The organism is Martinezella hainanensis, assembly GCF_900094555.1.
GTDB classification, from domain to species: Bacteria; Pseudomonadota; Alphaproteobacteria; order Rhizobiales; family Rhizobiaceae; genus Rhizobium; species Rhizobium hainanense.
This window is the reverse complement of the sequence record NZ_FMAC01000005.1, coordinates 287746-301834: the sequence shown is the minus strand read 5'-3', so window position 1 is coordinate 301834 and position 14089 is coordinate 287746. Positions and strand designations below refer to the sequence as shown.

15 protein-coding genes are annotated in these 14089 nt (G+C 60.5%); 5 read left to right on the top strand and 10 right to left on the bottom strand.

From position 1 onward, the window contains the following. Positions 1-26: 26 nt before the first annotated feature. Together GA0061100_RS18015 and GA0061100_RS18010 are read right to left on the bottom strand one after the other, a co-directional pair. Positions 27-989, bottom strand: coding sequence for an asparaginase (locus GA0061100_RS18015; protein WP_075854081.1), 963 nt, complete (start codon positions 987-989; stop codon positions 27-29). Next, positions 986-2437 (bottom strand): amino acid permease, encoded by a 1452-nt coding sequence (locus GA0061100_RS18010; protein WP_075854080.1) that lies wholly within the window; start codon positions 2435-2437, stop codon positions 986-988. Before GA0061100_RS18010 ends, GA0061100_RS18015 begins: the two co-directional genes overlap by 4 nt. Positions 2438-2719: 282 nt before the next feature. Between GA0061100_RS18010 and GA0061100_RS18005 the strand changes: the two genes are divergently transcribed. Beyond that, positions 2720-4147, top strand: coding sequence for an aspartate ammonia-lyase (locus GA0061100_RS18005; protein ID WP_075854079.1), 1428 nt, complete (start codon positions 2720-2722; stop codon positions 4145-4147). On the opposite strand, the gene GA0061100_RS18000 is transcribed toward GA0061100_RS18005, so the two are convergent. Continuing rightward, positions 4119-4832, bottom strand: a complete 714-nt coding sequence (locus GA0061100_RS18000) for a FadR/GntR family transcriptional regulator (RefSeq protein WP_075854078.1) — start codon at positions 4830-4832, stop codon at positions 4119-4121. The genes GA0061100_RS18005 and GA0061100_RS18000 overlap by 29 nt on opposite strands. Positions 4833-5021: 189 nt before the next feature. Here GA0061100_RS18000 and GA0061100_RS17995 point away from each other — a divergent pair, with 189 nt between their 5' ends. Further along, positions 5022-6203: an MFS transporter gene (locus tag GA0061100_RS17995; RefSeq protein ID WP_075854077.1), complete on the top strand. Its 1182-nt coding sequence runs from the start codon at positions 5022-5024 to the stop codon at positions 6201-6203. Between the two features lie 121 nt (positions 6204-6324). On the opposite strand, the gene GA0061100_RS17990 is transcribed toward GA0061100_RS17995, so the two are convergent. Next, positions 6325-6705, bottom strand: coding sequence for a winged helix-turn-helix transcriptional regulator (locus GA0061100_RS17990; protein WP_075854076.1), 381 nt, complete (start codon positions 6703-6705; stop codon positions 6325-6327). A gap of 86 nt (positions 6706-6791) precedes the next feature. On the opposite strand from GA0061100_RS17990, the gene GA0061100_RS17985 reads away from it, so the two are divergent. The 3 genes from GA0061100_RS17985 (at position 6792) to GA0061100_RS35005 (ending at position 8330) form a co-directional block, all read left to right on the top strand. Next, positions 6792-7409, top strand: coding sequence for an FMN-dependent NADH-azoreductase (locus GA0061100_RS17985; protein WP_075854075.1), 618 nt, complete (start codon positions 6792-6794; stop codon positions 7407-7409). Positions 7410-7519: 110 nt separating this feature from the next. Next, positions 7520-8164 (top strand): SDR family oxidoreductase, encoded by a 645-nt coding sequence (locus GA0061100_RS17980; protein WP_075854074.1) that lies wholly within the window; start codon positions 7520-7522, stop codon positions 8162-8164. Between the two features lie 4 nt (positions 8165-8168). Next, a complete protein-coding gene (locus GA0061100_RS35005; RefSeq protein WP_208621560.1) occupies positions 8169-8330 on the top strand; it encodes a hypothetical protein in 162 nt (53 codons plus the stop codon). Here the strand turns inward: GA0061100_RS35005 and GA0061100_RS17975 are convergent. The 6 genes from GA0061100_RS17975 to GA0061100_RS17950 all read right to left on the bottom strand — a co-directional run bounded on the left by GA0061100_RS17975 (position 8297) and on the right by GA0061100_RS17950 (position 13789). Further along, the gene (locus GA0061100_RS17975) at positions 8297-9517 is read right to left on the bottom strand and encodes a DUF1501 domain-containing protein (protein WP_075854073.1); all 1221 of its coding nucleotides are present in this window, start codon (positions 9515-9517) and stop codon (positions 8297-8299) included. The genes GA0061100_RS35005 and GA0061100_RS17975 overlap by 34 nt on opposite strands. Before the next feature lie 2 nt (positions 9518-9519). Beyond that, positions 9520-11052 (bottom strand): DUF1800 domain-containing protein, encoded by a 1533-nt coding sequence (locus GA0061100_RS17970; RefSeq protein ID WP_075854322.1) that lies wholly within the window; start codon positions 11050-11052, stop codon positions 9520-9522. 75 nt (positions 11053-11127) lie between these two features. Beyond that, on the bottom strand, positions 11128-11577 hold the full coding sequence (locus GA0061100_RS17965) for a periplasmic heavy metal sensor (protein WP_075854072.1): 450 nt from the start codon (positions 11575-11577) through the stop codon (positions 11128-11130). Then, positions 11574-12026, bottom strand: a complete 453-nt coding sequence (locus tag GA0061100_RS17960; protein WP_075854071.1) for a hypothetical protein — start codon at positions 12024-12026, stop codon at positions 11574-11576. The genes GA0061100_RS17965 and GA0061100_RS17960 overlap by 4 nt, the downstream gene beginning before the upstream one ends. After that, positions 12019-12591 (bottom strand): RNA polymerase sigma factor, encoded by a 573-nt coding sequence (locus GA0061100_RS17955; RefSeq protein WP_075854070.1) that lies wholly within the window; start codon positions 12589-12591, stop codon positions 12019-12021. The genes GA0061100_RS17960 and GA0061100_RS17955 overlap by 8 nt, the downstream gene beginning before the upstream one ends. A gap of 355 nt (positions 12592-12946) precedes the next feature. After that, positions 12947-13789, bottom strand: coding sequence for an EF-hand domain-containing protein (locus GA0061100_RS17950; protein WP_075854069.1), 843 nt, complete (start codon positions 13787-13789; stop codon positions 12947-12949). Positions 13790-14089 lie beyond the last annotated feature (300 nt).

The window sequence follows — 14089 nt, the reverse complement described above, 5'->3', positions numbered from 1 at the left end:
GGCCGGCCCGTTTCCATGGCTCGCAATCAGGGCGCCTTGTTGCCGGCGAAGTCCGCAAACGCGTGTTCGATTGCCTCGCTGCTCGCGCCGGAAGCAACGAGCGCGGCCAGCAAAACCCTCGCCTGCCCCGGCCGCAGCGTGGAGGAATGGATTGCACCGGCTTCGGCAAGATCATGTCCGCCACCGCCACCGCCATAGCTTGAAACAAGCAATCCGTCCGGCACCCGGCTGGACACGACGACAGGTACACCGACGCCGACGCAGCGCCTGACGGCTTCGACCAGGCGCGGATTGGCGTTGCCCGAACCGAGGGCAGCCAGAACGATGCCATGGGCATCGGCCCTCAGGCTTGCATCCACATGCACCGAGTCACAGCCCGGATAGATCGCCACGACATCGACACGAACGCTATCGAGGGTTGCGGCAAGGCGCGGGCTCGGCGGATTTTCAAGTTGCCGCGACTGCCTGAAGGCATCGGCGACATCCGAGGACCGCTTGTAGAGCCCCCAAGCCGGCAACAGCCGGCCGCCGAAACAGACAAGCACGCCACGGCTGGCATTGGCCGGCTCGATGGCGGCAGCGACGGCTGCGGCGAGGTTGGTGGGACCATCGGCCTTGGGATGATCGGCGGTGAATTGCGCACCCGTGAACACGACCGGCTTGCTCAGCCCGTGTTGCAGATGAATGAGCAGTGCCGTCTCTTCCATCGCGTCCGTACCATGCAGAATGACGATGCCACTGACCGCGGCATCGTCAAGCAATTCCCGGACCTTGTCGCTGATCCCTTGCATATCGGCGAGGGTCAGGCTTGCCGAATCCTTTGCCATCAGCTCGATCGGCCTGAGATCGACGGGCATGTCGGGAAGCAGTGCCAGCAGGCTTTCTCCCGTCAAGGACGGGATGCTGGCGCCGCTGTCGGTACGTTCGCTTGCAATGGTGCCGCCGGTGGCAATGACTGCCACCAGCGGATTGGCTTTTCCGTCCGTCACGACTGGCCCCGCTCGGTCGCGAGCCGATAGATGCGGTCGCGCAGCAGATACCAGCCGATGACCAGCGCCGGCGCGATCAGGACAAGCGAGGCGATCGTCCAGGTGCCGACCGGATAGTCGAGCGCCATCAGCACCAGTACCGCAAAGAGGAAGACCAGCGTCAGGATCCCGGTATAGGGCGCACCAAACATGCGGAAATCGGGACGTGCCATCTCGCCACGCTTGGAGAGCTTCCAGAGTTTCAGCTGGCACAGCACGATGACACCCCAGGCAGAGATGATGCCGAGTGCCGAGATATTGAGGGCAATCTCGAAAGCGGCCGATGGCACAACGGCGTTCAACGCCACGCCGATGACGGTCACGACAGCCGTTACGGCGATGCCTACATACGGCACGCCAGCCTTGTTCATCTTGGCAAGTGCTGCCGGCGCGGAGCCGGAGACGGCCATCGAATGCAGGATGCGGCCGGTGGAATAGAGGCCGGCATTGAGCGAGGACAGCACGGCGGTCAACACGACGAGATTCATGATGATATCGGCGCCCTTGATGCCGATCAGCCCGAAGAAGGTGACGAAGGGGCTCTCGCCAGCTTTATACGCCGTATAGGGCAGAAGCAGCGACAGAAGCAGCACCGAGCCGACATAGAAGATCAGCAGGCGGGCGACCACCGTGCGGATCGCACCCGGCATGACCTTGCGCGGATCTTCCGTTTCGCCTGCGGTCGTGCCGATCAGCTCGATCGACGCATAGGCGAAGACCACGCCTTGTATGATGACGAAGGCTGGCAAGATGCCATTGGGGAAGAACCCGCCGCTGTCGCTGATGATGCTGAAACCCGGCGCATGACCGGCAATTGGCGTGCCAGAAACGACGAAGTAGATACCGATGGCGAGGAAGCTGAGGAGAGCCAGGACCTTGACCAGGCTGAACCAGAATTCGAGTTCGCCGAAGACCTTCACCGACAGAAGGTTCATGACCAGCACGACCATCAATGCAATCAGCGCGAAAACCCACTGATCGACGCCGGCAAGCCAGGGAACGTAGTGCTTGAAGAAATTCATGTAGAGCGCAACGGCCGTCACGTCGGCAACTGATGTCATGGCCCAGTTCAGCCAATACATCCAGCCGACCGCGAAAGCCATCTTCTCGCCGTAGAACTCGCGGGCATAGGAGACGAAGGAACCGGAGCTCGGCCGATGCATGATGAGTTCACCGAGCGCCCGCAGCACGAGAAAGGCAAAGAAGCCGCAAAGCGCGTAGACGAAGATGAGCGCCGGGCCGGCTGCTGCAAGACGCCCGCCCGCGCCGAGGAAGAGACCGGTGCCGATGGCGCCACCGATGGCGATCATCTGGATCTGCCGTGGCTTTAGCGCCTTGTGATAGCCAAGGTCCTCATTGACCGGCGGCCGGCGATCCGCCGGAATATTCTGAATGGGTTCGACTGACATTGCTCCTCCCTTGAGCCGTTTGTCCGTGGACGGGTCCGGGGTGCTCGTTTGCACCCGACAGGATGCCGTTTGCCTTAATCAAGCCGTCAATCATCACTAGAGATCGCCGGTCATGCTGTAATGCTGTAATGCTGTATGACAGATTTTCTCTTAGGCACAGAATTAACGGCAGGTCAAGCCAAGCGGCACTTATTGACGCGGTAAGCCGCAGCAGATAACAGATTTCAAAATCTGTCTTACAGCTTGACAGATATGACTTGATTTCGACCATAGGAGGATAATGTGGTCAAGACGCGAAGCGAGTATGACCTGCTGGGCGAAAAGGATATTCCGGCCGAGGTTTATTGGGGGGTACACACCGCAAGAGCGGTTGAGAATTTCCAGGTCACGGGAACGCCGATCGGCCGCTATACGCACCTCATCCGCGGCTTGGCCTTCGTCAAGGAAGCAGCGGCCACGGCCAATCACGAACTTGGCTTGCTCAGCAGGGAAAAGCTCGACGCCATCGTGCGCGCCTGCCGTGAAATCCGCGCCGGCGAACTACACGAACAATTCGTCGTCGATGTCATCCAAGGTGGTGCCGGCACCTCCACCAACATGAACGCCAACGAGGTCATCGCCAACCGCGCGCTCGAATTGCTCGGCCACGCCAAGGGTGACTATGCCCACCTTCATCCCAACGATCACGTCAATCTCAGCCAGTCGACCAATGACGCCTACCCGACGGCTGTCAATGTCGCGCTGATCGAGGCGATCGACGGTCTGGCAGCGGCTATGAAGACGCTGCAGGAGGCCTTCGAGCGCAAGGCAAAGGAGTTCGACGGCATTTTGAAGATCGGCCGCACTCAGTTGCAGGATGCCGTGCCGATGACGCTTGGCCAGGAATTCAGGACCTTCGCCATCATGCTCGGGGAAGACCGGTCCCGCCTGATCGAATCGGCGGCACTTCTGCATGAGGTCAACCTCGGCGCCACGGCGATAGGTACCGGCCTCAATGCACCGGTGGGCTATGCCGCCCTTGCCTGCGCTCATTTGGCTGAGTTGACAGGCCGTCCCCTGGTCACGGCAAGCGACCTCATCGAAGCGACACAGGATCCCGGCGCCTTCGTCCATCTTTCCGGCGTTCTGAAGCGCGTTGCCGTCAAGCTGTCGAAAACGTGTAACGACCTGCGCCTGCTCTCGTCCGGACCGCGGGCCGGCATCGGCGAGATCACGCTGCCTGCCATGCAGGCCGGTTCGAGCATCATGCCCGGCAAGGTCAATCCGGTGATCCCCGAAATGGTCAATCAGGTGGCATTCTCCGTCATCGGCAATGACATCACCGTGACCATGGCGGCGGAAGCTGGCCAGCTGCAGCTCAATGCCTTCGAACCGATCATCGTGCGTTCGCTGTCGGAAAGCATCATGCATCTGACCGCAGCCTGCCATATCCTTGCCGCACGCTGCGTCGATGGCATCACGGCCAATCCGGCTCTGATGGCACAACGGTTGCAGGAATCGATCGGCCTTGCCACAGCGCTCAATCCGTTGATCGGCTATCAGGCGGCGACCAAAGTTGCCCGCGAGGCGCTGGCAACGGGACGTACCGTGCCGGAAATCGTGTTGGACCATGGATATCTGACCGCCGAGCAACTCTTCGAGGCACTCCGGCCGGAGCGGCTCGCGAACCTGCCGGCCGCTCTCAATGATGCGGCTGTCCCTCGCCGATGATCGTGGTCACAACCTGCTTGACCTGACCGAGATGGGCCTCCATCGCCGCGATGGCCTTCTCTTCCGATCCCGCCGCAATCGCCTCGACGATGCGGCGGTGCTCGACATTCGAGGCAACGCGGCGCTGTGCCATCATATTCACCAGTTCCGACTGCCGCATCAACGCGTCGCGGGCATCGGCGACGATTTTGGCGAAAACTGCATTTCCCGAGGATTGCGCAATCGTCGAATGGAATTCCGAGTCTAAATTCACCCACTTCAAAGGATCTTCTTCTCGATCCATTTCATCGCAGAGCTCAAGTAGGCGCGCCAATTGCTGCTCCGTGCGCCGCAGCGCCGCCCAGCCGGCGGCCGGAACCTCGATGAATGGCCGTGCCTCGATCAGATCGCGCGCGGAATAACCGCCATAACGCAGCTCCGGACCTGGTGTCGAGGTCACCACATATGTGCCGCTGCCGGTGCGCGTCTGGGTAAGGCCGAGTGTCTGAAGTGAGCGGAGCGCCTCACGAATGATCGGGCGGCTGACACCATAACGCGTCGCAAGCTGCGACTCAGCGGGCAGCCGTGTCCCGACCGCCAACCGTCCCGATGTGATTGCCGAACGAATATCCTCAAACACTGCCTCGGCAGCGTTTTTCCGACTGATCGGACTTGTATAAGATAACCAATCAGCCACCTCACTCATGACAGCCAAACTTCACAAACATTCCTCGCTTGTCAAGGATCGGACCACAAAATGGTGCGCGTCCGCCCGGCTCAAAGCCACCCGAAAGAACCCGCGTTATGTGGCGAGTACCATCGACAACAACTCACACTTGATGTCTCCTTCATGGCAATATAAAGAAATCCTTATTCCTTTATATCGGAGCTGGATGTGCCTTTACCCCTCTTCGCTTTGTTTCTGGCTGCCTTTGCTTTCGGCACGACCGAGTTTGTCATCGCGGGCATTCTCCCAGATGTAGCCGAGGGCTTGGGTGTCTCGATTCCTTTTGCCGGCTATCTGGTTTCCGGCTATGCGTTGGGAATTGCGCTCGGCGGACCTCTCCTCACCATGGCGACACGGCAGGTTTCGCGCCGTAACATTCTGGTCGCACTTACGATCGCCTTTTGCATGGGGCAAATCGCCTGCGCGCTGGCACCAGACTTCGCCACCATGCTCCTCTTCCGGGTTGCAACCGCCATCGCTCATGGCGCCTATTTCGGTATTGCCATGGTGGTTGCAGTCGGCCTCGTCCCACAGGCATTTCGAGGACGCGCAGTCTCCGTGATCCTCGCAGGCTTGACCGTCTCGAATATTATCGGCGTTCCTGTCGGCGCGGCAATCGGCGGGCTTTGGGGATGGCGTACGACTTTCTGGGCAATGACCCTGGTCGGCGTTCTCGCATTGATCGCGATATGGGCCTTGATCCCGCCGACGAAAGCCGAATCTCAGCAATCCAGTCACTTGAGCAGCGAAGTGCGCGTTCTGGGCCGCCAGCAGGTCTGGACGTCCCTCATCATGATGCTGGCCTTGATGATCGGCCAGATGGTGCCGTTTACCTATATAACACCGCTCCTGCGGGAAGTGACAGGCCTTGATGCCATGCTTATTCCCTGGGTCCTCCTGCTCAATGGCGTCGGGGCAACATTGGGTGTTGTGATTGGCGGCCGGCTGTCGGACTGGAAGCTGATGCCTTCGCTTATCGTCATGCTCGCCGTTCAGGCCGCCATACTTGTCGTGCTTTACCTGGTAAGCCCCTATCCCGTCCTGATGAGCCTGACGATCTTCGTTTGGGGTGCTCTAAATTTTGCAATCGGCACCCCTATCCAGGCTCGCATTCTGATGTGGACCGCCGATGCGCCGGGCCTTGCCTCCTCGCTCATCCCGTCAGGGTTCAATATCGGCATTGCGATCGCAGCAAGCGTGGGTGCCGCTCTGCTTGAAAGCGGATATGGCTATCGCAGTTTGCCGGTGCTTGGCGCTGTCGCGCTTGCCTTGGCCTGCGTGGTCGCCATCCTCTCCACGGTGCGCGAAGCTCGCAGCGGCGCAGTTCCCCCGCATGCGGCTCTCACGTAGTTTCCATATGACCGATCGGGAACTGGCTCTTAGGATCAATCATATCCTCCGCAGGCCTGCGGGATTTGTTTTGATCAGACGCCACTCGTGTTTTCCTCTCCCCCACCAGAACCATAAAAGGCTATAGGCCGGCGTCGTAGCGCACTCGAGCGTCCTGAATGATATCCTGATTGGAATCGGCCCAGGTTACGAGCGCCATCACCGGGGCAAGCAACGTCCGTCCGACATCGGTCAGCTCATAGTCGACGCGAGGCGGAATGGTGGGAAACAGCGATCGCTTTACTAGCCCGTCACGCTCCAGCCCGCGCAAGGTCAATGTCAGCATCCGTTGCGAGATACCGTCAATACGGCGCCGCAACTCGTTGAAACGGACAGGACCGCCCTTGAGCGTGGCGATGATGTACAGGCTCCACTTGTCGCCGACCAGATCAAGGATTTCTCGTACCATCCGGCAGTCGTAACCGTCACCGGGGGTAGGAAAATCAGTGTGACTGAGTGCCATGAATGTGCCTTCTTGCGGGAATTTCCACAGTTACCATAATAGCGTCAGTAACTATTATTTACCACCAGACCCCGCAGGGAGCAATCATGACCACCATTCTACTCGTAACCTCAAGCCCACGTGGGACTGAGGGCTTGTCCACTCGCTTTGCAACGGAAATCGCGGAAGGGCTCAAAGCCCGCTCCGGCGGCACGATCACCGTCCGCGATCTGGCGACAAACCCGCTGCAGCACATTGCGCCGGCCTATATCAATGGCCGTGCGATACCATCGGAAAGCCGCACGCCAGAACAAGCAGAAGCCGTCAGGCTCGCCGAAGCACTGGTCGATGAACTGCGCCATGCCGACACCGTCGTCATTGGGTCCAGCATGATCAACTTCGGCCCATCCTCTCTGCTCAAGGCCTGGTTCGATCACATCATCTGGCCGGGTGTGACCTTCGGTTATGGAGAAGATGGCCCTAAAGGATTGCTGTCCAACAAGAAGATCTATCTCGTAACGGCGACCGGCGGTGTGTTCTCTGCCGGAGACTATGCGCCGTTTGATTTCCAGACGGGATATCTGCGCCATCTGCTCGGCTTCATCGGCCTGACCGACGTTGAGCTCATCCGTGTCGAAGGCACCGTCTTCGGCCCGGATGCCGCAAATGCTGCCATTGCCACCACCGAAGCCCAGGTTCGCGAAGTGCTCGAACGCGCCGCATAAGGCGCAAGGACAAACTCGCGCACTGGAAGATGGCCCGACAACGACGTCTCCAGTGCGCGAAAAATCGCCAGGCGGATCGGCTTTCGCTGGCTGAATGACAGGGAAAAACCATGAAAATCTCCCTCTTCGGAGGCACAGGGCCGACCGGGAAATACATCATCCGCGAGGCGCTTAGCCGAGGATACGAGCTGTCCGTCTACACTCGCGACGCCAGCAAGCTGTCTGAATTTACCGGAAAGATCGATGACGTCGTCGGCGACCTGCAGGATGCGGCTGCCATTGCGAAGTGCGTGGAGAACGCCGATGCCATCATCAGTGCGCTCGGACCCAACAGCCTCAAGATGAAGGGGGACAAGCCGGTCATGCACGGCTTGTCCAACATCATCGCCGCGATGAAGCAATCCGGCGTGCGCCGGCTCATCCAGATTTCCACGGCCGCCTATCACGATCCCAGGGACCGGTTCGCCTTCAAAGCGCATGCCTTCGTGCTGTTATTCAAGGTGATCGTGCGCGGAGCCTATGAGGATATCAAGGCTACCGCCGAACTGATCGTCGGCTCGGGCCTTGATTGGACCCTGGTACGCATTCCCAATCTTAAAGATGCGCCTGCGAACGGCCACGTCGATGTGGGATGGTATGGCAAAACGAAGCTGAGCATGACGCTATCCCGAGGCAACCTGGCGAAATTCCTGGTCGACCAGGTGAAAGACCAAGCCTTTGTACGTGCCGCGCCGGGCATCGCAAACGGGAGCTGAAACCATGAGCGGCTTCACCCAGGCGGATGTTCCCGATCAATCAAACAAGACTTTCGTCGTTACCGGCGCCAATACCGGCATGGGCTTCGAAGTGGCGAATGCACTTGCGACACCACGCAATCGGAGCCTGGCTCAGACGATCAGCCCTTTCATCGGCAGGACATGATCGGAGCCTGGGAAGACGTCGCGCGCCAAGACGGCCGGTGACGCACCGAGCAGATCGACTGCAATGCCCTTGACGACGGCGCGTAGATCCGTGGTGGCGGCCAGATCGCGGCCATCGCGCAATTGCGCTTGCTTGAGACCGGGCCAATCGGCAATCACCCGGCCACCCTTGATCGCGCCGCCGGCGAGGAAGGCGGCCGTGCCAGTGCCATGATCCGTGCCCTGCGTACCGTTGACCTGCGCCGTGCGGCCGAATTCGGTCGCAACGAGGATCGCTGTATCCTTCCAGGCCGGGCCAAGTTCCTGCTGGAACGCAGCAAAGGAATTATCGAGACCGACAAGAAGCTTGTTGAGCCGATCCACCTCGCCGGCATGGGTATCCCATCCTTCGAAGGCCAATGCTGCGACGCGGGGGCCATCGTCCTGTGCCAACAGCCGGGCTGCGCCTCTCGCCATCTGTTCCATACCCGTTGGGTCACCTGGCCCGCCCCTTGCCTTGACATCAAGGCCGGCGGCGATCTTGCCGGTCGATATGCCCTCGGCGAGGATTTTCGCAAAAAGCGGATCGGTGTGATTATAGAGATCCATCAGGCGCGGCGGCAGGTCGTCGCTGACCGGCTGCAGGTTGGATGGCGACCAGCCGAGCACCGGCGCTTTGCCGCGAATGACGAGCGGTGCATTGGCACCGACCGACAAGCCTCGGATCTCCGACGAACCGGGCGAAACCTTGTCGCCCTTCGGCAGGCCCTCCAGCATCCGGTTCAGCCAGCCGGAATCGACGCGGCCGGGCATTTCGTAGCCAGATTCCAGCACATCCTGCCCATCGAAATGCGACCGGTCGCGATAGGGCGTCGCGCTGGCATGCACGACGGCCGCCTGACCTGCACGATAGAGCCGATTGAAATTCGGCATCGAAGGGTGCAGCGCGAAGAAACTGTCGAGCGGAAGAGCCGCCTCCGGGCCGCTCGTCGTCATGGCGATCGACTGCCGCAGCGCTTGATAATCAGGGTCGCCAACGGGTGGGACAGCCGTCAATCCATCAAGCGCGCCACGCAGAATGATCGTGATGAAACGCGGGTCGCGTCCGCCGGCGGCATGGGCAAAGCGCGGGATGAAAGCCCAGGCAAACAAGGCGCCTGAAGCACCAAGGACAGCACGACGGGTGGGTGTCATGAGTTCGCAGGTCATGGTCAGCGCCTTTGAAATTCGGGGGAAAGATAAGCGATCGTCAAACCCTGGTTTCGGGTCTCCGCGCGCGATACCGCCTGCAGCGTTTCCTGCGAAAGAAGCGGCCCAAGGCTGTCGGAAACGAAGCGGCGAGGATCGACTTGAGGTGCCGCCGCGTTGGCAATCATATTGGCGACATCCATGCGCATGCTGAGGCTCTCGCTGGAGGCCCAGACATCGACGGTGTCTGCAAAGCCATTGGGGCCGGCCGGCGCCCAGAAGGGCTGGCCCATGGCGGTCAAGGCGCCAAGAATGACGTTCGGCTTCGGCGTCTCGCCGCTTGCCCGCAGAAGCGCGGTCATGAATTCCAGGGGCGAGCGAACCTTTGAGAGTGTCGGGTTCCACGCATCGTCGGAGCCGACGAGCGCTCGATAGACGGCCGAAAGATCGCCATCCGTCTTGCTGAAGGTCGTGGCGACGGTCTGCACAAGCCCTGGCGGCGGCGTATCGGCGACGAAATGCCGAACAAGCTTGGTGGCAATATGCTGCGCCGTCGCCGGATGGCGGGCGAGATCGCGCAGCGCTTCGCGCCCCTGCCCCACACCATTGTCGGCATAGGTAAGACCGAGCAACGTCTGGTCGCCAGGCTCATGGGCGCCGGCGTTGAAGACGAAGGTGCCGGGCGTCCCGAGCTTGCCCTCGGCGCGCGCCACCGTCCAACCGGTGATGATCTTGGCAAGCGTTGTCACATCGGTCTGCGTATAGCCGCCATTGACGCCGAGCGTGTGCAGCTCCAGCGTCTCGCGCGCGAGGTTCTCGTTGAGGCCGCGCTTCTTGTTGGCGTTGGCCTTGGAATTTGGCCCGATCGATTGCTGGTTGTCGAGATAGCCGAGCATGGCCGGATGAGTCTCGACGGCGAGCAGCATGTCGGCAAAGCGTCCGAAGACATGCGGGCGGATGGCTTCGCGCTCGAATGCGCCGGCGACGATATGGACCTCTTCGCTCTTCGAGACGGCAACAGCGAAATGGTTTGCCCAGAACATGGCGAGACGCTCGCCGAAGCCGATCAATGGTTGCCGGATCGTGCCGTTGAAGCGGGCATCCACCTCAGCCAGCAGGATCTGCTGCGGCAGATAGGGCATTGCGGGCTTTTCCAGCTTCTCGACTGCCTTGCCGATGACCGCCGCCATGGCCTGGTTATTCGGCTGGGCCTGATTGTTGGGCTGCCCTGCCATTGCGCCGGAAGGCTGTACCGGCGGCTTCTGCGGCTGCTGAGGGCCTTGCATCTGCTTGTCCTGCGGCACCGCGGCGACAGCGGCTGCGGCCTGCTGCCTCGCCTCCTTGCGCTGTTCCTGGAATGCGTAGAGAGAAACGAGAAGATCCGCCGTGGATTGCAGCTGCGGCCCGACCGGAACCGGGACGAAACGCTCGGTGATTTCTTCCAGCAACGCACCCCGCGGATCAGCCGCGATCGAGGTGGTGCCGTTGTGGTCTGCCCCTAGCCCAAAGCGGGAAAGAGCGAGCGCGGCGTAAACATCATTGGACTGCTGAGCCATGGCCTTGCCAACTCCTGCATCAAACATGCTCCTTTAACGCAGGCTTGGTTTCGATCCGTCGCTCGGCAAGTGTGATCATTTTGTGGCAGCAGCCTTCGGCATGCTACGGCGGACCAGACTTTCGGCGAGCGCTCGACGCTCGTCATAGGAGAGCCCTGCTGCAAAATCGACTGCACGCTGCTCCAGCTTCGCCCTCAAGGCGATGTCGGCATCGCGCGCCCTTGCCAGCGCCGCCGAGAGTGCCTCCTTATCCAGCGTCGGCTGCCCAAGAATGGAGGCAGCGTCGACTTTGGCCTGCTGTGCCTCGAGAATGATCTGACGTTCGTCCTTGCGTGCCTCATTGAGCGCCGCGCGCAAAGCCTTCTTCTGCGCCGAAGGCAATTGCTCGCCGGCTAGCGGCATCATTCCGGCCCGCGCCTGGGTCTTGCGTATCCAGGTCAGCCCGCCGCCGGCCAACGCTCCGATCAGGAACGTGTTCAGTACCAAAAGAGAAATGACCACTATTCGAAAGCTGCGATCCGTCATTGGCTGTCCTGCTGCGCTATACCCGCGTCCGGCCCGATATCGCCGAACATGGTCGCGGTTCCATCGGAGACGACTGAGGTGTCGGACGTCAAGCTCGGAGCCAAGACGGCAATGGCAATGCTGCCGGCAAGCGCGCCGGCTATGCCGACCCCCACGAGGCCGATGCCGGCAGAGCCGAACCGGAACCAGTTTCGTATCGTCAGGCGGCGAACGAGCTTTGCGAGAATTCGCTCCTCCAGGCCGGCGTGGCGGGGCTTCACGACGTATGTGTCGAGCAATGCATCCAGATCGGCGGCGCGGGCAAGCGTTTCTGCGGCGGCGGGGTTCTTGGCAAAATCCCGCGCAGCCGCGCGCTCCGCCTGCGGCCATCGGCCGATATCGCCGCCATAGGCCGCAGTCAGCGCCTCAAACCGTTCGGCATTCATCGGACCCGCGATATTCTCAACCATCGCCCTGTTCCTTCAACAAAAGCACCTGCAAGGAGCGCCTTCCACGCGCAAGCAGGCTTTCCAGTGCGTCGACGCTGACATCCATGACTTCAGCTGCTTCGGCATTCGACAGCGCCTGATAATAAACCAGAATGATCGCCTCGCGCTGCCTGGGCGCGATCATCTGCATGGCCCGCTCCACACGCTTGGACGGATCGTCCTCGCTCATCAAACCCGCATCCGGCGCCGGCCCTTCATACTCGATATCGGGTGGATGCTCGGCAAGAACGTCCTTGCGACGCCGCAGGCGATCGTAACAGAGGTTGGTCGCCACGCGATGCACCCAGGTGCTGAAACGGGCATTGCCCTGTCGCCAGCCGCCGGCATTGCGCCAGACGCGCAGAAACGTCTCCTGCGCCACATCCTCGGCCTCGGCCGCATCGCCAAGCATGCGGGTTGCCACGGCAACGATGCGAGGCAACTGCCGCGTTATCATCATGCGCATCGCCGGAACGTCGCCCGCAGCGATGCTACCGAGCAGATCCTCATCCGGGTCGCCACTCTTGGGCGCGCGATCCCACTTCATCGACAATCGCCACCGCTCCAGTTTCCTGCGATACCGGCATGGCACGCGGGCTCCGGCCTGTTGGCCGGCAAATCCCGCCTTGCCGTCAACTCCGGCAAGCGGCGCCACTTGGATCGCAGCATCTCGGTCAGCGTATCATCCTTCGATGTCAAACACAGGTTCACAAGGATTGAACGCCGCACTAGCCGAATTCCGTCGCTTGCAGGTCAAGGCTTTTCGAATTTTCTTTCCAAGCCCAGAGGCCATCTGCCAAGCAGGAAAAGAAGGGCCGGCTCACCCGGAGACAGAAGTTTCAATCTCTTCTGCCCGGGTTTGCCGGCACTTCGCATGATCAATTGCTAAAGTTCTCGTCCGATCAGAGCGTCAGCAGATCGCTCGTCGTCGTCAAATCCTGCTCATTGGTCGAGTAGAGGCTTCCGAAATCCGGCAACTGCGATTGCTGTGCCTTCATGGCCTGTTCGAACTGGGTCTGCGTCAACGACCCGGAACCGGACGTGTCGAGGCTCTTGAACAGCGACGTTGCCTGGTCTTCGCTTACGTCGGAAGGACGGGCGGCCACGAATTCGGATTCGCTGACGCTACCGTCGCCGTTCGTATCCATGGAGGAAAACGCGGCAGAGAGGTCATCGCCGCTCATCTGGCCACCCGGTGGTGGTGGGGGTTGCTGCTGGCCTGCCTGCATGGCTTTCGCAAGCTGCGCTTCGGTGAGTGAGCCGGTATTGCCGGTGTCGAAGCTCTGGAACAGCTGCTGTGCCTGGGTTTCGCTGACGTCCGACGGGCGCGCAGCCACGAATTCGGCTTCGCTGATATTTCCGTCGCCATTGCTGTCCATGGCGCTGATCATATCGCTTTGGCTGTTGTCCTGGCTGCCAGTTGCGGAAGTCTGCTGAGTACTTGACGTCGAACTGCTGGAATTGCTGTCTGATCCCGATGTCGAGCTATCGCTGCCCATGCCGGCTTGCAGATTGAGAATCATGTTCATCAGCTGCGCGACGAGCTGTTCAGCCGAGGCAATCTGCGACTGATCGTCCGAAGAGGACGAGGAAGAGGAACTCGTGCCGGAAGAACTACCCGACGAATTGCCGGAGGAGCTGTCGGACAGCAGAGATGCAATGGAATCGTCAGTCGTCGACGCTGTCGAGCGCGAGGTCTGGTATTGATAGTAATTGCTCGATGAGATCGAGTAGATGCTCGTCATTGGGGCCTCCAGATACGAGCGTTGAGAGGAACTCAGATGGCTTATGCGTACGCGACTTGAACACAATCGATGCCAGGCCCGGCCGCGTTGAGGCGGAGGCATGGCTTCGATAATCGATATGAGCGGATGGACTTGCGAATGCCCCGATCAAACGCGTCTTGCGCCCCAACTTGACCGATGCATCTTTTCCAGAGCAAGCATACCCGGGATCACCCCACCAATATGTATGTCGCCATCATGGCTATATTGGCATCTGCACATTTTCGATTTTCACTTCCCAACGTGGGGAAATTGCACAAG

Bases quoted from the DNA above. Each gene is read 5' to 3' on its own strand.
- GA0061100_RS18010 (WP_075854080.1), bottom strand. From the start codon at position 2,437: ATGTCAGTCGAACCCATTCAGAATATTCCGGCGGATCGCCGGCCGCCG.
- GA0061100_RS17955 (WP_075854070.1), bottom strand. From the start codon at position 12,591: ATGAAGTGGGATCGCGCGCCCAAGAGTGGCGACCCGGATGAGGATCTG.
- GA0061100_RS18000 (WP_075854078.1), bottom strand. From the start codon at position 4,832: ATGAGTGAGGTGGCTGATTGGTTATCTTATACAAGTCCGATCAGTCGG.
- GA0061100_RS17985 (WP_075854075.1), top strand. From the start codon at position 6,792: ATGACCACCATTCTACTCGTAACCTCAAGCCCACGTGGGACTGAGGGC.
- GA0061100_RS35005 (WP_208621560.1), top strand. From the start codon at position 8,169: ATGAGCGGCTTCACCCAGGCGGATGTTCCCGATCAATCAAACAAGACT.
- GA0061100_RS17980 (WP_075854074.1), top strand. From the start codon at position 7,520: ATGAAAATCTCCCTCTTCGGAGGCACAGGGCCGACCGGGAAATACATC.
- GA0061100_RS17970 (WP_075854322.1), bottom strand. From the start codon at position 11,052: ATGGCTCAGCAGTCCAATGATGTTTACGCCGCGCTCGCTCTTTCCCGC.
- GA0061100_RS17965 (WP_075854072.1), bottom strand. From the start codon at position 11,577: ATGACGGATCGCAGCTTTCGAATAGTGGTCATTTCTCTTTTGGTACTG.
- GA0061100_RS17990 (WP_075854076.1), bottom strand. From the start codon at position 6,705: ATGGCACTCAGTCACACTGATTTTCCTACCCCCGGTGACGGTTACGAC.
- GA0061100_RS17950 (WP_075854069.1), bottom strand. From the start codon at position 13,789: ATGACGAGCATCTACTCGATCTCATCGAGCAATTACTATCAATACCAG.
- GA0061100_RS17975 (WP_075854073.1), bottom strand. From the start codon at position 9,517: ATGACCTGCGAACTCATGACACCCACCCGTCGTGCTGTCCTTGGTGCT.
- GA0061100_RS17960 (WP_075854071.1), bottom strand. From the start codon at position 12,026: ATGGTTGAGAATATCGCGGGTCCGATGAATGCCGAACGGTTTGAGGCG.